The organism is Micromonospora sp. SD12 (assembly GCF_052068495.1).
GTDB classification, from domain to species: Bacteria; Actinomycetota; Actinomycetes; order Mycobacteriales; family Micromonosporaceae; genus Micromonospora; species Micromonospora echinofusca.
Genome location: NZ_JBQHDF010000004.1, coordinates 229,138 through 247,611 on the forward strand (window position 1 = coordinate 229,138; position 18,474 = coordinate 247,611).

The following is an 18,474-nucleotide window of genomic DNA, read 5'->3' on the forward strand; positions in this document are numbered from 1 at the left end:
CGTCGGGCCAGGCGCGGGTCGAGGGTCAGACGTAGAGGGAGGTGAAAGGCGCCCAGGGCAGGTTGCGCAGGATCGTGAACGCGAGCCAGGCGGCCAGGAAGACGCCGATCACCCGGGAGCTGATCCGCAGCTCGGGCAGGCGCCAGCCGAACGCCTGCTTCCCGGCCCAGGCGACGAAGAGGTAGGCCAGGAAGGGCAGCGCGAAGACGAAGAGGAAGTGGTGCCGGGCGGCGGCCGGCAGGTCGCCGTGCAGGACGTACCAGAGCGCGCGGGTGCCGCCGCAGCCCGGGCAGTCCAGCCCGGTGGTGAGCTTGAGCAGGCAGGTCGGCGCGGCGTCCGACGCGGAGCGCGTGGGGTCGCTGATCAGCGCGTAGCCGATGCCGGCGGCGACGCAGCCGAGCGCGGCGAGCGGCACGGCCCAGCGCGGTGAGCGGTCGTAGAGGCGGACGACGAAGCGGGTGAGCCGGTCGGGCTCGGCGACGGGGTAGGCCGCCCCCGGGTAGGCCGCCCCGGGGTGGGGCGAATCCGGGTAGGCCGCCCCGGGGTGGGGCGAATCCGGATAGGGCGAACCCGGGTGGGGCGGCGCCTGGTCCGTGGGCCGTCCGCCGGCCGGTGCCGCCTGGCCCGCCTGGGGCGGGGCGTCGAGCCCGCCCGTCTGCGGATGCGACGGGGAGGCCGGTCCGTCAACGCTCGTCACGTCGCTCACCGTACACCGGCCACGCCCACCAGCGCGGCGGCCAGCGGCGCGGCCAGGTCGCCGGCGGCGGGCGGGGCCACCGCGTCGAGCCCCAGCCAGCCGGCGAGGCGGTGCAGCTCGGCGGCGAGCGCCAGGGCGGTCTCGCCCCGGTCGACGCCCGGCTCGCCCCACGCGGCCGGCACCAGCAGCACGCCGGCCTTCCGGTCGGCCTTCAGGTCGACCCGGGCGGTGAACCGCTCCCCCTGGAGGAAGGGCAGCACGTAGTAGCCGTGCACCCGCTGCGCCGCCGGCACGTAGATCTCGATGCGGTAGCTGAAGTCGAAGAGCCGCTCGGTGCGCGCCCGCTCCCAGACCAGGGGGTCGAACGGGCTGACCAGGGTGTTGCCGCGCACCCAGCGGGGCAGGCGCATCCCGGCGTGCAGCCAGGCGGGCCGCCGCCAACCCTGCACGGCGACCGGCAGCAGCTCACCCGCCTCGACCAGCTCGGCGATGGCCTGCCGGGCGCCGGCCACCGGCAGCCGGAAGTAGTCGCGCAGCTCCGGCTCGGCGGCCACCCCGAGCGACCGCGCGGCGATGCCCACCAGCGCGCGGTGGGCCTCCGCGTCGGTCGGCGTGGGCGCGTCGAGCACCGCTGCCGGCAGCACCCGCTCCGGCAGGTCGTAGCGGCGGGCGAACGACGTGGTGCGGTCGGCGGCCGTCACCTCCCCCGCCCAGAACAGGAACTCCAGCGCCCGCTTCACCGCGGACCAGTTCCACCCCCAGTTGCCGGTCTCCCGGGGCGCGTCGTGCTCGATGTCGGCGGCCGTGAGCGGCCCCCGGGCGGCCACCTCGTCGCGGACCCAGGCGACCAGGTCGGGCTGCTCCTCGACGATGCGCCGCATCCCGCCCCAGGCCTCCGCGCGGGCCCGGGCCATCCGCCAGCGCAGCGCGGGGTGCAGCCCGACGGGCACCAGCGACGCCTCGTGCCCCCAGTATTCGAACAGCTCCCGGGGGCGGCGGTAGGCGGCGGCGTCGAGCAGCGACGTCGGGTAGGGCCCGAGACGGCTGTAGAGCGGCAGGTAGTGCGCCCGTTGCAGCACGTTGACCGAGTCCATCTGGATCAGCCCGACCCGGTCGAGCACCCGGCGCAGGTGCCGGCGGGTGGGCACCCCGGTGGGCGCGGGGTCGGCGAAGCCCTGGGCGGCGAGCGCCACCCGGCGTGCCTGGGCGAGCGAGAGCGATTCCGGCGCGGTCATCGTCGGGCACCCTAATCCAGACGTACGACACCGGTGCGGACGCTGGACCGGTGTCCCGCCGGGGCATACAACGGACGCATGCTCACGATCCGTCGCGAGGAGCCCGACGACGCCGAGGCGGTCGCCCGGGTGCACATCCACGGCTGGCAGGCCGGCTACGCCGGCATCATGCCCGAGGAGGTGCTGCGGCGGCTCAACGTCACGGCCTGGGCACAGCGCCGCCGGGACGTCGGCACCGCCGACCCGGAGCACCCGTTCACCACCCTGCTCGCCGAGGTCGACGGGGCGCTGGTCGGGTTCACGACGTTCGGCCCGTACCGCAACAACCAGGACCGGGGCGACCTCGACGCCGCGCACGGCGAGGTGGTGGCGATGTACGTCGAGCCGGCGTACTGGGGCGACGGCACGGCGCGGGCGCTGCTGACCGCCGCGCGGGCCGGGCTGGTCGCACGGGGCTGGTCGGACTACCGGCTCTGGGTGCTGGAGGCCAACCACCGGGCCCGCCGGTTCTACGAGCGGGCCGGGCTGTCACCGGACGGTGAGCGCTCGACCTATCCGGTGCCGCTGGCCGGCGGGGCTGCGCCGGTCGGACTGATCGAGCTGCGGTACGCCGGCCGTCTCGACGGCTGACCCGGCCGGCTCCGCCCGGCGACGGCTGAGTCGGCTGCCGTCGCCCGGCGCCGGATGGGCAGGAACGCCAGCAGCGCCAGGCTGATCCAGACGTAGGTGTTGCTGCCGAGGAAGCCGTCGAGGCCCGTGAAGTCCTTCTCCCAGGCCCAGACGATCCGACTGATCAGGAAGCCGTACCCGACGATCGCGGCGCCCAGCAGGACGCGGCGCCGGCGGCTGCCCGCGGACGCGGCCATCCCGTTGTCCACCAGCAGGATCAGCGCGGGCAGCAGCCAGACCAGGTGGTGCACCCAGGTGACCGGGCTGACCAGGCACATCACCGCGCCGGTGAGCGCCAGGCCGGTCGCCTCGTCGCCGGCGGCCACGGCGGCGCGGGAGCGCCAGGCCCACAGCGCCAGGGTGGCGAGCACCAGGGCCAGCCAGGCCAGGGTGCTCGGGTGTTCCGGGTTCAGCCGGGCGACCACGCCGCGCAGCGACTGGTTGGAGACGAAGGCCAGCTCACCGACCCGGCCGGTGTTCCACAGCGCCTCCGTCCAGAACTCCCGCGAGGCGTCCGGGAAGAGCGCGGCGGCCAGCAGCGTCGTGCCGGCCGCGGCGGCCATCGAGGTGACCGCGGCCCGCCAGCGGCGGGTCACCAGCAGGTAGACGATGAAGATGCCCGGGGTCAGCTTGATCGCGGTGGCCAGGCCGATGCCCACGCCCGCCCACCGGCTGCCGGCCGGCAGCAGCCGAAGCAGGTCGATCGCGACCAGGAAGAGCAGCAGCATGTTGACCTGGCCGAAGTTGACCGTCTCGCGCATCGGCTCGTACGCGGCGGCCAGGCAGAGCGCCACGGCGAGGGCGAACCAGCGGGTCCAGCCGCAGCGGCGGGAGATCGGGTCGACCAGCCACCAGAACAGCACGGCGGTCACCACCACGCTGGCCGCCACGCTGACCGCGATCGCCGCCGTCCACGGCAGGTACGCCATGGGCAGCATCACCAGGGCGGCGAAGGGCGGGTAGGTGAAGCCGTACTGGGTGCCGGGCTTGAGGAAGTCGTAGATCTCGCCGCCGTCGTGCACCCACCACGTCAGCGCGCCGTAGTAGACCTTGAGGTCGAAGAAGCCGTGCCGGACGGCGGCCACGGAGAGGAAGGCGCTCACCGCAGCGGCGAGCCCGACGACGCCGGTGACCTGCCCGATCGTCCTTCTGGCACCCTGCGCCACCATCGCCTCCCTGGCCCTGCGTAGGCTTCCGTCCCATGGCTCTCGGGTACGTCCGCCCGGCGCGTCCGGAAGACGCCGGCGAGATCGCACGCATCCAACTCGCGACCTGGCGGGTCGCCTATCGCCGGATCCTGCCCCGGCACGTGCTCGACAACCTGGACGAGGCGTGGCTCGCCCGTCGGTGGAGCGCGGCCGTGCAGGAGCCGCCCTCCGGCGCCCATCGGGTGCTGGTCGCCGTCGAACAGGCCGAGCAATCGTATCTGGTGGGGTTCGCCGCCTCCGGTCCGGCCGACGCCGAGGCGCTCGCGCCGGGCGAGCCGGCGGAGGTCCTCGGGCCGGACGTCGCGGCGGTGACGGACCTGCTGGTGGAGCCGCGCTGGGGCCGGCGGGGGCACGGCAGCCGGCTGCTCGCCGCGACCGTCGACCTGTGGCGTGCCGACGGGTTCACCCGCGCGCTGGCCTGGGCCTTCGACGGCGACGCGGCGACCCGGAAGTTCCTCACCAGCACCGGCTGGGAGCTCGACGGGGCGGCCCGCGCGCTGGACGTGGAGGACATGCTCGTCGGGCAGGTGCGCCTGCACGTGGCGGTGCCCGGTGACGCGGACCCGGCGGACGCGACGCCCGCCGAGGCGACGCTACCGGACCTGCGGCCCGACGAGTCGTCGCCCGCGACGCCCGGGGACTGACCGACCGGCGTTCCCGGAGCACGCCACGCGGTGCCCACGTTCCGCCGGAAACCGTCGTGGGCGTCGCCTACGGTGACCTCATGGTCGCGGTGACGGCGTCCACGACAGGGAGGCATCGGGCATGTTCACGGACACGAGGGCGTGGAGCAGTTTCTCGGTGGACGACGCCGGGCAGGCCGAGCGGTTCTACACCGACACGCTCGGGCTGCGGGTGTCGCGCGACGACGCCATGGGCGGCCTGCTGACGCTGCACCTGGCCGGCGGCCGGGACGTCATGGTCTATCCGAAGGCGGACCACACCCCGGCGGCCTACACGGTCCTCAACTTCCCCGTCGAGGACGTCGACCGGGCCGTCGACGAGCTGACCGCGCGCGGGGTCCGGTTCGCGCGCTATCCCGGGATGCCCCAGGACGAGCGGGGCGTGATGCGCGACAACGGGCCGACGATCGCGTGGTTCACCGACCCGGCCGGCAACATCCTGTCCGTGATCGAGGAGGGCTGACCCGCCGTCCCGGGCGGGCGAGGCCGGGCCCGGGCGGTCAGGGCGAGCCCAGGCCGGGTCGGGCCAGGTGCGCGGTCAGCTCAGCTCCGCGCGGACGGCGGGAGCTCGACGACCAGCTCGTCGTCCTCCATCGCCCCCGTGGGCACGAAGCCGAGGCTCGTGTAGAGGCGGGCGGCCTGGGCGTTGTCGGGATGGTAGGAGAGCCGGACGGGGTGTCCACCGTCCTGGTCGCCCAGCCACGCGGCCAGGGTGCGCACGACCGCCCGGCCGACGCCCCGGTCCTGCTCGGCCGCGTCGATCACCATGCCGCCGATCCAGCGCGACCCGTCGTCGTCGACGCCCCACATGACGTGCCCGACGACGGTGTCGTCCGCGTACACCGCCAGCGAGTTCCACACGTCGGAGCGCGTGGTCAGCAGCAGGTAGCGGGCGGCCAGCGCCGCGACCCACGCCCGCTGGTCGTCACGCGGGGCGACATCGGCCACCGCCCGCCAGTTGTCGTCGTCCACGGGGCGCAGGGTGACCCGGCGCCCGGCCCCGTCGGAGAGTCCAGATTCGATCACCCGGGCAGCCTAGGGACGGCCCGGGTGCTCCGCGAAGGGTTTACCGTCAGTCGAGCAGGGCGTCCAGGCCGACCGTCAGCCCGGGCCGGGTGCGGACCGCGCGGACGGCCAGCAGCACGCCCGGCATGAACGAGACCCGGTCGTACGAGTCGTGCCGGATCGTCAACGTCTCCCCCACGGTGCCGAAGAGCACCTCCTGGTGGGCGACGAGCCCGGTGGCGCGCACGGCGTGCACGCGTACCCCGTCGATGTCGGCGCCCCGGGCGCCCGCGACCTCGTCCTTCGTGGCGTCCGGGACGGGGCCGAGCCCAGCCTCGGCGCGGGCGGCCGCGACCAGCCGCGCGGTGTGCGTGGCGGTGCCGCTCGGGGCGTCCAGCTTGCGGGGGTGGTGCTGCTCGACGATCTCGACCGACTCGAAGTGCCGGGCGGCGCGGGCGGCGAACTGCATCATCAGCACCGCGCCGATGCCGAAGTTGGGGGCGATCACCACGCCCACCCCGGGCTTGTGGGCCAGCCAGCCGCGCACCCGCTCCAGCCGCTGCTCGGTGAAGCCGGTGGTGCCGACGACGGCGTTGATGCCCTGGTCGATGCACCAGTGCAGGTGGTCCATGACGACGTCGGGGGTGGTGAAGTCGACGACCACCTCGGCCCCGGCGTCGGACGCGGCGAAGAGGCCGTCGCCCTGGTCGACCATGGCCACCAGTTCCATGTCGGCGGCGGCGTCCACGGCCCGGCACACCTCGACGCCCATGCGCCCCCGGGCGCCCAGCACGCCGACCCGGATCAGCTCGTCCGGGCTCTTCTCCTGCTCGTCACTCACGGGGCACAACCTATCCCAATCGGGACGCGCGCATCCGGGCGGACCGTCAGCCGCCGGCACGCACCCACCCGCGATCACCGTCAGCCGCCGGCACGAACCCACCCGGGCCGACCGTCAGCCGCCGGGGACGCGCATCCGCGCGGGCCGGTGCCGGGCAGGAGCGCGGGACGGGTCAGCGGGTGGCGAAGTCGTTCGCGCCGAACGGGCCGACCACGGCCAGCGACATCGGCCGGCTCAGCAGCTCGGCGGCCAGGGTGTTGACGTCGGCCACGGTGACCGCGTCGACCCGGCCGAGCAGCTCGTCGACCGGCATCAGATGGCCGTAGAGCAGCTCGCCCTTGGCGAGCCGGCTCATCCGCGAGCCCGTGTCCTCCAGGCCCAGCACGAACGAGCCCTTGCTCATACCCTTGCCCCGGGCCACCTCGGCCTCGGTCAGGCCGTCGGCCGCCACCCGCGCGAGTTCCGCCCGGGTCAGCTCCAGCACCTCGTCGACCTTGCCGGGCGCGCAGCCGGCGTAGACGGCGAAGAGGCCGGTGTCGGCGTACTGGCTGGCGTAGGAGTAGACCGAGTAGGCGAGGCCGCGCCGCTCGCGGATCTCCTGGAACAGCCGGCTCGACATGCCGCCGCCGAGGATGTTGTTGAGCACGCCGAGGGCGAAGCGCCGCTCGTCGAGCCGGTCGATGCCGGGGCAGCCGAGGATGACGTGCGCCTGCTCGGTCTCCTTCGGCTCCACCAGCGTGGTGGCGGGCTTCGTGCGTACGGCCGGGGTGGCCGACCGGTGCGACGCGGGCGCCGCCGGGTCGGTGTCCAGCGGGGTGCCGCGCAGCGCCTGGCGGACCAGCTTGACCACCGTGGCGTGGTCGAGGTTGCCGGCAGCGGCGATGACGATCCGCGACGGCGTGTAGTGGCGGCGGTAGAAGCCCTGGATCTGCCGCCGGGTCATCGGCGTGACGGTCTCCTCGGTGCCGGAGATCAGCCGGCCCAGCGGATGGTCGCCGTAGGCGGCGCGGGCGAAGAGGTCGTGCACCTCGTCGCCGGGCTCGTCGTCGTGCATGGCGATCTCCTCGAGGATCACGCCCCGCTCGGTCTCCACGTCGGCCGGCTCCAGCAGCGAGTCGGCGACCGCGTCGCACATGACGTCGATGGCCAGCGGCAGGTCCTCGTCCAGCACGCGGGCGTAGTAGCAGGTGTATTCCTTGGTGGTGAAGGCGTTGGTCTCGCCGCCCACCGCCTCGATCTCGGCGGAGATGTCGAGCGCGCTGCGCTTGTTGGTGCCCTTGAACAGCAGGTGCTCCAGGAAGTGCGCCGCGCCGGCCTGCGGGCCGGTCTCGTCGCGCGAGCCGACCGCGACCCAGACGCCGAACGAGACGCTGCGCATCGCCGGGATCGCCTCGGTAAGCACGCGCAGCCCGCTGGGCAGCACGGTACGTCGTACCGTGCCGCCCAGCGGGTCGTCGCTGATCGTGCGGGTCACCGCCCGGGCGGCGCCGCCGGAGCGGGCCGCCCCGGTGCTGCGGCGCAAGGCCCCCGCGGGGCCCGGGACGGACGCCACCCCTCGTCGATCCGGCGGAAACGGCGCGCTGACGGCCCGACTCACGTGTTGCTCCCAGATCGACGAGGGGTGGGTGATGCGATGGTGCGGTGGGTCAGCTGCGTCGGGTGCGGCGGCGCGGACGCTCGCCGCCCTCGCCACCCTCGCCGCCGCCCTCGCCGCGCTCGCCGCCGCCCGGGCCACGACCGCCCCGGTCGCCGCCGCGCTCCCGGTCGCCCCGGTCACGCGGAGCCCGGTCGTCGCGGTCCCGGCCGGCCGGACGCTCGCCACCGGCGGCCTCGCCGGCGGCCGGCGCCTCGGCGCCCTCCGGGCGGACCTTGTCCAGGTAGATCTTGCCGCGGGCGTCGATGTCCGCGATCTCGACCTCGACCCGGTCGCCGACGTTGAGGAAGTCCTCGACCTTCTCGACCCGCTTGCCGTCGCCCACCTTGGAGATGTGCAGCAGGCCGTCCCGACCCGGCAGCAGCGAGATGAACGCGCCGAACGCGGCGGTCTTGACCACCGTGCCGAGGAACCGCTCCCCGGCCTTCGGCAGCGTCGGGTTGGCGATCCCGTTGATCCGGTCCACCGCCGCCTGGGCCGACGGGCCGTTGGTGGCGCCGACGTAGATGGTGCCGTCGTCCTCGATGGAGATCTCGGCGCCGGTCTCGTCCTGGATGGCGTTGATGGTCTGCCCCTTCGGGCCGATCACCATGCCGATCTTGTCGACCGGGATCTTGACGGTGGTGACCCGCGGGGCGTACTCCGACATCTCGGCCGGGCCCTCGATCGCCGCCTGCATCACGTCGAGGATGGTCTGCCGGGCCTCGTACGCCTGCTGAAGCGCGGCGGCCAGCACGTCCGACGGGATGCCGTTGAGCTTGGTGTCGAGCTGGAGCGCGGTGACGAACTCCGGCGTGCCGGCGACCTTGAAGTCCATGTCGCCGAACGCGTCCTCGGCACCGAGGATGTCGGTCAGCGTCACGTACTGGGTCTTGCCGTCCACCTCGTCGGAGATGAGGCCCATGGCGATGCCGGCCACCGGCGCCTTCAGCGGCACACCGGCGGAGAGCAGGCCCAGCGTCGAGGCGCAGACCGAGCCCATCGAGGTGGAGCCGTTGGAGCCGAGCGCCTCGGAGACCTGCCGGATGGCGTACGGGAACTCCTCGCGCGACGGCAGCACCGGGATCAGCGCCCGCTCGGCGAGCGCGCCGTGGCCGATCTCGCGCCGCTTCGGCGAGCCGACCCGGCCGGTCTCACCGGTCGAGTACGGCGGGAAGTTGTAGTTGTGCATGTAGCGCTTGCGGTTCTCCGGGGACAGGGTGTCCACCATCTGCTCCATGCGCAGCATGTTGAGGGTGGTGACGCCCAGGATCTGGGTCTCGCCACGCTCGAACAGCGCCGAACCGTGCACCCGGGGCAGCACGCCGACCTCGGCGGTCAGCGGGCGGATGTCGCGCGGGCCGCGGCCGTCGATGCGGACCTGCTCGCGCAGCACCCGGTTGCGCACCTCGGACTTGGTGAGCGACCGGAAGGCGGCGCCGAGCTCCTTCTCGCGGCCCTCGAAGCGACCGCCGAGCTCCTCGGCGACCTTGGCCTTGATCCGGTCGAGGGCCTCCTCGCGGTCGGCCTTGCCGGCGATCTGGAGGGCCTCGGCGACCTCGGCGCGGGCCAGGTCGGCCACCGCCTCGTAGACGTCGTCCTGGTAGTCGAGGAAGACCGGGAACTCGGCGACGGGCTTGGCGGCCACCTCGGCCAGCTCGGCCTGCGCGCGGCACAGCTCGCGGATCGCCGGCTTCGCGGCCTCCAGGCCGCTGGCCACGATCTCCTCGGTCGGCGCGGTCGCGCCGCCCGCGATCAGGGTCACGGCGTTCGGCGTCGCCTCGGCCTCGACCATCATGATCGCGACGTCGCCGTCCGGCAGCGAGCGGCCGGCCACGACCATGTCGAAGGTGGCCCGGGCCAGCTCCTCCAGGGTCGGGAAGGCGACCCACTGGCCATCGATGTGCGCGACCCGGGTCGCCCCGATCGGGCCGGAGAACGGCAGGCCGGAGAGCTTGGTCGACATCGAGGCGGCGTTGATCGCCACGACGTCGTAGGGGTGCTGCGGGTCGAGCGCGAGGATGGTCTCGACGACCTGGACCTCGTTGCGCAGGCCCTTGACGAACGACGGGCGCAGCGGCCGGTCGATCAGCCGGCAGGTGAGGATCGCGTCCTCGCTGGGGCGACCCTCGCGGCGGAAGAACGAGCCGGGGATGCGGCCCGCGGCGTACATCCGCTCCTCGACGTCGACGGTCAGCGGGAAGAAGTCGAACTGCTCCTTCGGCTGCTTGCCGGCGGTGGTGGCGGAGAGGACGACCGTCTCGCCGAGCTGGGCGACGACGGAGCCGGCGGCCTGACGGGCAAGCCGGCCGGTGGAGAAGGTGATCTCACGGGTGCCGAAGGACCCGTTGTCGATCACGGCGGTGCGGGATTCGGTGCCGAGGTTGGTCTCGGTCATGGTGCTGTCGTGCTCCTTCGCATCGGGGGCCCACGACGCGGGAAGCTGCTCAGACGGCCGGTCTTCGATCGAAGCGCCCGGGTGGCCGGCGCGAGGCCGGGGTGCCCGGGGGCCACTACCGGAGACCGGTACGCTGACCGGCTCCCTTTTCAGGTGGTCGCGCGGCCCGGTTTTCGTGTGGCGGCGAAGCGGGGGAGCGGCCCGGTCGGGCCACTCCCCCGTCACGTCACCGGCGCAGACCGAGCCGCTCGATGAGCGACCGGTAGCGGTTGATGTCCTTCTTCTGGACGTAGTTGAGCAGCCGACGGCGACGGCCGACCAGCAGCAGCAGCCCACGGCGGCTGTGGTGGTCGTGCTTGTGCACCTTCAGGTGCTCGGTCAGCTCGGCGATCCGCTTGGTGAGGACCGCGACCTGCACCTCCGGCGAACCGGTGTCGCCCTCGGCGGTCGCGTACTCCGCGCGGATCTTGGCCTTGGCTTCCTGGTCGAGCGCCATGTTCTCCCTGTTTCGTGGGTTGTTCGATGATGTCCGTCGGCTCGGTCAGTGGACCGGAAACGGACCGGTACCTCGCACCCGCGGCGTCGTGCAGGCACGCGAGGCCCCACGTCGGTCAGCCGACGTCGCAGCCAGACTACCAGCCCGGCCGGATGGCGGCCTGTCAAGGGCCGCGACGCGGTCAACCGAGCACGCGCCGGGTCCGCTCGACGTCCTGGTTCATCTGGGCGATCAGGGGCTCGATCGCGTCGTAGCGGATCTGCCCGCGCAGGTGCGCCACGAAGTCCAGCGCCAGCCGCTCGCCGTACAGGTCGCCGGTGAAGTCGAGCACGTACGCCTCCACCCGCCGCTCCCGTCCGGAGAACGTCGGGTTGGTGCCGACCGACACCGCCGCCGCCAGGGGCTCGGGGTGGCCCCGGCGCACCAGCCGGGCGGCGTAGACGCCGTCGGCGGGGATCGCCGCGTACCGGTGGCAGAGCAGGTTGGCGGTGGGGAAGCCCAGCTCGCGGCCCCGCTGGTCGCCGCGGACCACCACGCCCTCCACCCGGTGGGGGCGGCCGAGCGCGGCGGCGGCGGCCGTCACGTCCCCGGCGTCGACGCAGGAGCGGATGTACGTGGAGGAGAAGACGGTGCCCGCCTCGGCGACGAGCGGCGCCCCCTCCACGCCGAAGCCGAAGGTGCGCCCGAGCCGCTCCAGCAGCGCCACGTCGCCGGCGGCCTTGTGCCCGAAGCGGAAGTTGTCGCCCACCACGACCAGGGCGGCGTGCAGGTGCTCGACGAGGATGTCGTGCACGAACGCCTCGGCGGGCAGCCGGGAGAACTCCGGGGTGAACGGCACCACGCAGAGCACGTCCACGCCGAGCGCCTCGATCAGCTCCGCCTTGCGGGCGGTCTCGGTGAGCACCGCCGGGTGCGAGCCGGGGCGCACCACCTCGGCCGGGTGCGGGTCGAAGGTGACCACCACCGACTGCACGCCCAGCTCGCGCGCCCGGGACACGGCGTGCCCGATGGTCGCCTGGTGCCCCTTGTGCACGCCGTCGAAGACGCCGATGGTGACGACCGACCGCCCCCAGCCACCGGGCGCCGCGTCGTACCCCCGCCACCGCTGCATGCCGCTCCTCCCCTGCCTCCGCGGCGGCCCGCGCCGGCCGCCGGTCCTTCGCCCCGTGCCCGTCAGGCGGGGGCGAGCACGATCTCCGCGCGGGCCCGGCCGTCCCGCTCGCTGACGATAGCGATCAGCCCGCCGTCGGGGCCGAAGACCGCGTACGGGCCGGCGATGCCCGCCGGGTCGAGCGGCCCGCCGTGGGAGAGCACCTTCGCCTCGTCGGCGCCGGCGTCGCGGCGCGGGAAGAACCGGTCGGCCGCCGCGGCCAGCGGCAGGTTCACCACCTCGGGGGCGCGCTGCTCCAGCTCGTCGAGGGTGGCGGCCTCCGCGAGGGCGAAGTTCCCGACGGCGGTACGGCGCAGCGCCGTCAGGTGGCCGCCCACCCCGAGCGCCAGGCCCGCGTCGCGGGCGATCGCCCGGATGTACGTCCCCGAGGAGCAGGTCACGTCGATGTCCACGTCCACGACGTCCGGCGCGTCGCGGCGTACCGCCAGCAGTTCCAGCCGGGACACGGTGACCCGGCGGGCGGGCAGCTCGACGCTCTCCCCCTCGCGCACCCGCTTGTACGCCCGCTGCCCGTCGATCTTGATGGCGCTGACCGCGCTCGGCACCTGGTCAATCTCCCCGGTCGACGCGGCCAGCGCCGCCCGGATCGCCTCGTCGGTGACCGTGCCGGCGGGCGTGGTGGCGATCACGTCGCCCTCGGCGTCGTCGGTGACGGTGGCCTGGCCGAGCCGGACGGTGGCGGTGTAGCTCTTGTGCGCGCCGATCACGTAGGTGAGCAGGCGGGTGGCCCGCCCGACCCCGATCACCAGGACGCCGGTCGCCATCGGGTCGAGGGTGCCGCCGTGCCCCACCCGGCGGGTCCGCGCCAACCGGCGGATGCGCGCCACCACGTCGTGCGACGTCATGCCGCCGGGCTTGTCGACCACGATCAGACCGTCTGTGCTCACGACACCCAAGCCTGCCAGACCGGGCCGGACGCCCCGCCGCCGCCGTACGGGGTCGGGCGGACAGCCGTCGCGGCGTCCACGTCCTGGACGCCCGTCCTGGTCGCCGGGGCGCGGCTCAGCGCACCGCGCCGACCACGACCCAGCCCCCGGAGCGCAGCCGCAGCAGCAGGGCCACCAGCCGGATCACCACGAACAGCGTGAGCCCCGCCCAGATGCCGCCGAGGCCGAGGCCGAGCCCGTACGCCAGCCAGATGGCGGGCAGGAAGCCGCCGAGCGCGGCCACGATGGTGAGGTTGCGCAGGTAGCGGACGTCCCCGGCGCCGATCAGCACACCGTCGAGGGCGAACACGACGCCCGCCAGCGGCTGCATCGCCACGAACCACGGCCAGGCGAGCATGGCCTGCTCGCGTACCTGCGGATCGGAGCTGAACCAGCCGGGGACCACGCCGGCGCCGGCGGCGATGAGCACGGCGAACGCCACGCCGCAGACGCCGCCGAGCAGCCCGATCCGGCGGGCGACGTCCCGGGCCGCGGCGGCGTCGCCGGCCCCGAGGGCCGCGCCGACCAGCGACTGGGCGGCGATGGCGAGCGCGTCGAGCACCAGGGCGGTGAAGAACCACAGTTGCAGGGCGATCTGGTGCGCGCCGACGGCGGCGGCCCCGAAGCGGGCGGCGACGGCGGTGGCGGAGAGGAAGCTGGCCTGGAACGCGACGCCCCGGATCAGCAGGTCCCGGCTGAGCGCCAGTTGCTGCCCGATGAGTCGGGGCCGGGGCCGCAGCGACACCCGTTCGGCGACCAGCGCCCCGGCGAAGAGCGCCCCGCAGATGGTCTGCGCGATGACGTTGGCCACGGCGGAGCCGACCAGGCCCAGCCCGGCCGGATAGACCAGCAGCGGGCAGAGCACGGCGGAGAGCAGGTTCGGGCCGAGCACGAACACCAGCGGTCGGCGCATGTCCTGCACGCCGCGCAGCCAGCCGTTGCCGGCGGCGGCGAGCAGCAGGCCGGGCGCGCCGAGCGCCGCGACCCGCAGCCACTGCGCGGCGGCGTCGGCCACCTCGCCGGGGCCTCCGGCGAGGGTACGCGCCAACGCCCCACCGCCGACCTGCATGCCGAGGGCGACGAGCACCCCCACCGCCAGGGCGAGCCACGACGCCTGGACGCCCTCGGCGACGGCGGACGCCCGGTCACCCGCCCCGAAGCGTCGGGCCGAGCGCCCCGTGGTGCCGTACGCGACGACGGTGCCGAGCCAGGCGATGAGCGTCAGCACCGTCCCGCCGACGGCGAGGGCGGCCAGCGGCACCCGACCGAGATGCCCGACCACCGCCGTGTCCACGAGCACGTAGATCGGTTCGGCGGCCAGCACCACCAGCGCCGGCAGGGCCAGCGCGGCGATCCGGCGGGGCGCGGCGGCCCGGTCGAGGGCGACGGATTGGCTCATCGCCGCCGATCCTGGCACGGCACCGGTAAGGATCGCAAGCTAGCCGATCACTTACCGGGAGCCGGCCCGTCCGGAGCCGGCTGGACGCCCCTCCACGGCCCGAACTGGACGCGCTCCCCCGACGAGCCACCGGCGCGGGCGACGGCTCCCCGACGAGCCAGCCCGCGAGCAGTACGGCGGCGCGCGGCTCCGCCTGGGTGCCGCTTCACCGACTCCCCGTCTCCCCGTCTCCCCGGGCATCTGCGCCGATGAGACGACGCGGCGGCACCGCCGCCGGCGACGACCGGCGTGCAGCAGGACGGGACGGTGCCGCCCTGGGTGCCTGCGCCCCCGCCGTGGTACGGGCGGACCAGGGGCCGACGGGCACGGCCGGGCCGCCGACCCCGTCGCTGTGTCGCGTGACGCGGACGGCAACCCGACCAGCGCGACCAGGGCCGTCCTGGGACCCCTCACCCGACCCGAGCCCCACCGCCCCGCCTGACACCGCGCGAGCGCCCCCGTGATCAGGACGCCATGGACGTTACCCGGCCTCCTTCAGGTCCATGGCGTCCTGATCACGGGGCGTTCCAGCGCTCTCGACTGCGCCAGCGCCCAGCGGGCGGACATTCCACCCGGCCCGCAGCAGGCGGGTGGCGGCAGCGGCAGGCAGGCGGCCAGCCGACGACCGGCGGGCATGGGACGGGCAGCAGGCGGCAGGCGGCAGGCGGCAGGCGGCAGGCGGCAGGCGGCAGGCGGCCAGCCGACGACAGGCAGGCATCGGACGGCAGCGGGCGGCGGCCAGCAGACGGTGGGCGGCGGCCAGCGGGCAGCGGGCAGCAGGCGACGGGTGGCAGAGCACCGAGCAGGTGGTGACCGCGCTCTACGCCGAGTTCGTCCGCCGTCGCAGACGTGGCTCAGCCTCAGACGGGGCGTGTGGCATAGCGGCAGGGCACCAAGCAGGCGGCAGGCCGTCGGCGCAGCCCCGGTGCCGGGCTACCAGAAGGCGCGGGCTTCCGTGGCGGGCACGCGGGCCGGGCCACCAGGAGGCGCGGGCTCCCGTGCTGGGCATGCGGGCGCCGGGACGGGCACGAAGGGTGTGGGACGAGGTGGCCCGGAGTGGGGCGGGGATGGCGCTCAGGGCCGGTGCGGGGTGACGCTGTCGGCGCGGCAGGCCGGCAGCGTCACCGCCGGTCGGCGTATGTCACTGACGGGTGTCCATGGACGTCTGCAGTGCGCGGCGCATCTGCTCGCGGGCCTCGTCGGTGGTCTGCGGCTTGGGCTTGCTGGGCATGGTGGTCCCCTTCCAGGGCGCGGGCAGCCGTCGGGCGGCAGCCCTCACGGGCGGTCGTGCTCTGCGCCCGGCAGCGGCCCGGGGTCACCGGAGCGGCTGGTGGGCAGCGTTAGCCCGGGTCGGTCCGACCCTGGAGGGAGGCGCCGCCGGGTGTGGCGACACCGCCCACGGCCAGCGCCGCCATACGACGCCGGCCGATTCCCAAGCTATCGTTCAGTTCCACATACTGCCCGGTGTTCCCGCGATCTGGACTCATGTTCGCCCGGAGCCGGCGCGCGGCACGGCACTCCCACGGGACGCGGAGCCGGCTCAGCGGGCGCGGAGCCAGGTCAGCGAGCGCGGAGCCGGCTCTTCCGGGACGCGGAGCCAGGCCGGCGAGCGCGCAGGCGGGGGCGGCCCGCGCGGCGCCGGCCGGCAGGGTGGAGCCGGCTCAGCGGGCCAGGAAGTGCCAGCCCAGCCACCACCAGAAGCCGAACAGGCCGATCCGGCCGACCGGCACCGGGCCCACCTCGTAGCGCATCACGTAGGCGCAGACCTCGCCGAGCGTGGGGATCCGGGAGCCCTCGCGGCGGGCGGCCCACTCGACGGCGGCGAAGAGCACCAGGGAGACCAGGAAGCCACCGATGGCCAACATCCGCATCATCGCCGCACCAGTCCCCAGAACGCCGCCAGCCAGCCCAGCCAGGCCGCCGAGCGGACCAGGCGGTCCTCCAGCAGCGGATCGGCCAGCCGCGAGAAGGTGGGGAAGTCGTCCCCCGCCGCCAGGACGAACGTGGTCCCCTCGAAGACCCCGAAGACCACCACCGGCAGGGCCCACCAGGCGGCCGGGGCGCCCAACCGGCGCGGCGCGGGCCGCCGGGGCACCCGGTTGCTCAGGCCCAACCAGATCAGCACCCCGCCGGTGCCGAGGGTCCAGAGATTGGCCTCGGTCGAGAACGACGGGAACCGGCCGCCGACCAACGAGAGGCAGACGAGCACCGGCACGGCGACGGCGGGACGGTCCCAGGCGCGGGGCGCCTCGACGGTGAGGTCGTGGGGCTGTTCCATCCCGCGATTCTCCCCGTACTCGCCGCAACCGGGAAGACGGACACTCCCCGGGCTCACCCTGATCTTCCCGCGCCCGCCTGTCCGGGTCAGTGCCGGCCGGCGCCGGTCAGCGCGCCGTCGAGTTCCGCGCGGATCCGGCCGACGACCTCGTCGAGCGTGCCGGAACCGGTGAAGCCGGCGGCGAAGCGGTGCCCGCCGCCGCCCAGGGCGACCGCCACCCGGCTGACGTCCACCGCGCCCTTGCTGCGCATCGACACCGCCCAGTCTCCGGTCGCGGTCTCCTTGACCACACAGCTCACGTCGGCCTCGGCGGTGCACCGGACCGAGTCGATGAGCGGCTCCAGCACGTACGGGCGCTGTTCGTGCCGGGCCAGGTCGTCCTGGGTCGCGTACGTCCACACCAGACCGTGCCCCGCGGCCACGGCGGGCTCCAGGCGGGCCCGGCCGAGCACCTCGCCGAAGAGGCGGACGGCGCCGAACGGCCGGGTGTCGAAGACCCGGCGGGAGATGTCACCGGGCCGGATGCCGGTGGTCAGCAGGCGTGCCGCCAGCTCGTGCACCGCCGGGGTGGTCGCCTCGAACCGGAATGAGCCGGTGTCGGTGCTCAGCGCGACGTAGAGGCACTCCGCGATCCCGGCGTCCAGCTCGACGCCGAGGCGGCCGAGCAGCCCCTCGGCGACCACCGAGGTGGCCGCCGCGTGCGGGTCCACGAGGTTGATCCGGCCGAAGTGGGTGTTCGACGCGTGGTGGTCGAGCACCAGCGCGGCGCGGGCGGTCTCCAGCCGGTCGACCAGCTCGCCGAGGCGCGACCCGCTGGCCGCGTCGAAGCAGATGACCAGGTCCGGGTCCGGGTACGCCTCGGTCGCCGGCACCAGCAGGTCGAGCCCGGGCAGCCCCCGGAACGGCTCCGGCACCTCCGGCGGGCCGGGAAACGTCGCCTGCATCCGCCGCACCCCGAGCCGGCGCAACCCGAGCCCGAAGCCCAGCATGCTGCCCAGCGCGTCCCCGTCCGGGTTGACGTGGCAGATCAGCAGCACCCGCCCGTCCGGCGGCAGGTCCCGCACGGCCGCGACGGCGGCGGTCCAGTCCGCCTCGGTCGGGCCGGCGTCGAGCGGTGGCGCCGCCTCGGCGAGGGCGCCACCGGCCGGGCCGCCGGAGGGCTCGGTCACCGCGCTTCCCCGCCCCGCGAGGGGGTCTCGTCGGCGTCCTCGGCGGTCGCCTCGTCGGCGTCCTCGTCCTCGTCCAGCCGGTACGGCTGGGGCTCGCCCGCGTACTCGGCCCGGGCGGCGATGCGCTGCACCTCGGCGTCGGCGCTGCGGGCCTGGGCGAGCAGGTCGTCGATGTGCTTGACCTGATCCTGCACGTCGTCCAGGACGAAGGTCAGCGTCGGCGAGTGCCGCAGACCGAGCGCCTTGCCGACGGTGCTGCGCAGCATGCCCTTGGCGCTCTCCAGCGCCGCCGCCGTGCCCGCCTGGGCCGCCGCGTCGCCGAGCACCGTGTAGAAGACGGTGGCGTCGCGCAGATCGGCGGTGATCCGGGCGTCGGTGATCGTGATCATGCCGAGCCGGGGGTCCTTGATCTGGCTACGCACCACCGACGCGACCAGTTCACGCACCCGCTCCGCGTGCCGGCGTACCTTGGCCGGATCCGACATCTCGCCACCTCCACGGCGTCCCGCTCCCGGCCGCCGTCCGGCGACGCGGAGCGCCCCGGAGCCGACGGCCCAACAACTCGAACACTACCCGCGCGGCCACCCGCGTCGCGCGGCGCCGGCTCCGTCCCGGCTTCGGCGGACA

General features: G+C 74.6%; 18 protein-coding genes. 3 read left to right on the top strand and 15 right to left on the bottom strand.

What is annotated here, in order from left to right:
• Positions 1 to 25 precede the first annotated feature (25 nt).
• A complete protein-coding gene (locus ACTMS2_RS10940; protein WP_441175299.1) occupies positions 26 to 706 on the bottom strand; it encodes a DUF2752 domain-containing protein in 681 nt (226 codons plus the stop codon).
• Positions 703 to 1,932 (bottom strand): winged helix-turn-helix domain-containing protein, encoded by a 1,230-nt coding sequence (locus ACTMS2_RS10945; RefSeq protein ID WP_441175300.1) that lies wholly within the window; start codon positions 1,930 to 1,932, stop codon positions 703 to 705. The genes ACTMS2_RS10940 and ACTMS2_RS10945 overlap by 4 nt, the downstream gene beginning before the upstream one ends.
• Positions 1,933 to 2,010: 78 nt before the next feature.
• Between ACTMS2_RS10945 and ACTMS2_RS10950 the strand changes: the two genes are divergently transcribed.
• Positions 2,011 to 2,562 carry an N-acetyltransferase family protein gene (locus tag ACTMS2_RS10950; protein ID WP_441175301.1) on the top strand — a complete coding sequence of 184 codons (552 nt, stop codon included), beginning with the start codon at positions 2,011 to 2,013 and terminating at the stop codon, positions 2,560 to 2,562.
• Here ACTMS2_RS10950 and ACTMS2_RS10955 read toward each other — a convergent pair.
• Entirely contained in the window at positions 2,484 to 3,767 is a 1,284-nt protein-coding gene (locus tag ACTMS2_RS10955) for a glycosyltransferase 87 family protein (RefSeq protein ID WP_441175302.1), read from the bottom strand. The two genes, ACTMS2_RS10950 and ACTMS2_RS10955, sit on opposite strands and share 79 nt — an antisense overlap.
• 35 nt (positions 3,768 to 3,802) lie before the next feature.
• On the opposite strand from ACTMS2_RS10955, the gene ACTMS2_RS10960 reads away from it, so the two are divergent.
• Together ACTMS2_RS10960 and ACTMS2_RS10965 are read left to right on the top strand one after the other, a co-directional pair.
• Positions 3,803 to 4,453: an N-acetyltransferase family protein gene (locus ACTMS2_RS10960; protein WP_441175303.1), complete on the top strand. Its 651-nt coding sequence runs from the start codon at positions 3,803 to 3,805 to the stop codon at positions 4,451 to 4,453.
• Between the two features lie 121 nt (positions 4,454 to 4,574).
• On the top strand, positions 4,575 to 4,955 hold the full coding sequence (locus ACTMS2_RS10965) for a VOC family protein (RefSeq protein ID WP_441175304.1): 381 nt from the start codon (positions 4,575 to 4,577) through the stop codon (positions 4,953 to 4,955).
• An 80-nt stretch (positions 4,956 to 5,035) separates the two neighbouring features.
• Here ACTMS2_RS10965 and ACTMS2_RS10970 read toward each other — a convergent pair whose 3' ends face one another.
• From ACTMS2_RS10970 to rbfA, 12 genes are all read right to left on the bottom strand, one after another.
• Positions 5,036 to 5,518: a GNAT family N-acetyltransferase gene (locus tag ACTMS2_RS10970; protein WP_441175305.1), complete on the bottom strand. Its 483-nt coding sequence runs from the start codon at positions 5,516 to 5,518 to the stop codon at positions 5,036 to 5,038.
• Positions 5,519 to 5,564: 46 nt separating this feature from the next.
• Positions 5,565 to 6,338 (bottom strand): 4-hydroxy-tetrahydrodipicolinate reductase, encoded by a 774-nt coding sequence (gene dapB / locus ACTMS2_RS10975; RefSeq protein WP_089001479.1) that lies wholly within the window; start codon positions 6,336 to 6,338, stop codon positions 5,565 to 5,567.
• A 172-nt stretch (positions 6,339 to 6,510) separates the two neighbouring features.
• The gene (locus ACTMS2_RS10980; RefSeq protein ID WP_441175306.1) at positions 6,511 to 7,935 is read right to left on the bottom strand and encodes a M16 family metallopeptidase; all 1,425 of its coding nucleotides are present in this window, start codon (positions 7,933 to 7,935) and stop codon (positions 6,511 to 6,513) included.
• Between the two features lie 49 nt (positions 7,936 to 7,984).
• A complete protein-coding gene (locus tag ACTMS2_RS10985; RefSeq protein WP_441175307.1) occupies positions 7,985 to 10,369 on the bottom strand; it encodes a polyribonucleotide nucleotidyltransferase in 2,385 nt (794 codons plus the stop codon).
• A gap of 226 nt (positions 10,370 to 10,595) precedes the next feature.
• Positions 10,596 to 10,865: a 30S ribosomal protein S15 gene (rpsO, locus tag ACTMS2_RS10990; protein ID WP_043962418.1), complete on the bottom strand. Its 270-nt coding sequence runs from the start codon at positions 10,863 to 10,865 to the stop codon at positions 10,596 to 10,598.
• A 181-nt stretch (positions 10,866 to 11,046) separates the two neighbouring features.
• The gene (locus ACTMS2_RS10995) at positions 11,047 to 11,976 is read right to left on the bottom strand and encodes a bifunctional riboflavin kinase/FAD synthetase (protein WP_363621189.1); all 930 of its coding nucleotides are present in this window, start codon (positions 11,974 to 11,976) and stop codon (positions 11,047 to 11,049) included.
• 62 nt (positions 11,977 to 12,038) lie between these two features.
• Positions 12,039 to 12,941, bottom strand: a complete 903-nt coding sequence (gene truB / locus ACTMS2_RS11000) for a tRNA pseudouridine(55) synthase TruB (RefSeq protein ID WP_441175487.1) — start codon at positions 12,939 to 12,941, stop codon at positions 12,039 to 12,041.
• Between the two features lie 97 nt (positions 12,942 to 13,038).
• Positions 13,039 to 14,361: an MATE family efflux transporter gene (locus tag ACTMS2_RS11005; RefSeq protein WP_441175308.1), complete on the bottom strand. Its 1,323-nt coding sequence runs from the start codon at positions 14,359 to 14,361 to the stop codon at positions 13,039 to 13,041.
• A 1,700-nt stretch (positions 14,362 to 16,061) separates the two neighbouring features.
• Positions 16,062 to 16,271 carry a DUF6186 family protein gene (locus tag ACTMS2_RS11010; protein ID WP_207913944.1) on the bottom strand — a complete coding sequence of 70 codons (210 nt, stop codon included), beginning with the start codon at positions 16,269 to 16,271 and terminating at the stop codon, positions 16,062 to 16,064.
• A complete protein-coding gene (locus tag ACTMS2_RS11015; protein ID WP_441175309.1) occupies positions 16,271 to 16,678 on the bottom strand; it encodes a hypothetical protein in 408 nt (135 codons plus the stop codon). Before ACTMS2_RS11015 ends, ACTMS2_RS11010 begins: the two co-directional genes overlap by 1 nt.
• Before the next feature lie 86 nt (positions 16,679 to 16,764).
• The gene (locus tag ACTMS2_RS11020) at positions 16,765 to 17,742 is read right to left on the bottom strand and encodes a DHH family phosphoesterase (protein ID WP_441175488.1); all 978 of its coding nucleotides are present in this window, start codon (positions 17,740 to 17,742) and stop codon (positions 16,765 to 16,767) included.
• A 101-nt stretch (positions 17,743 to 17,843) separates the two neighbouring features.
• Positions 17,844 to 18,332 (bottom strand): 30S ribosome-binding factor RbfA, encoded by a 489-nt coding sequence (rbfA, locus tag ACTMS2_RS11025; RefSeq protein ID WP_441175310.1) that lies wholly within the window; start codon positions 18,330 to 18,332, stop codon positions 17,844 to 17,846.
• Positions 18,333 to 18,474: the final 142 nt, after the last annotated feature.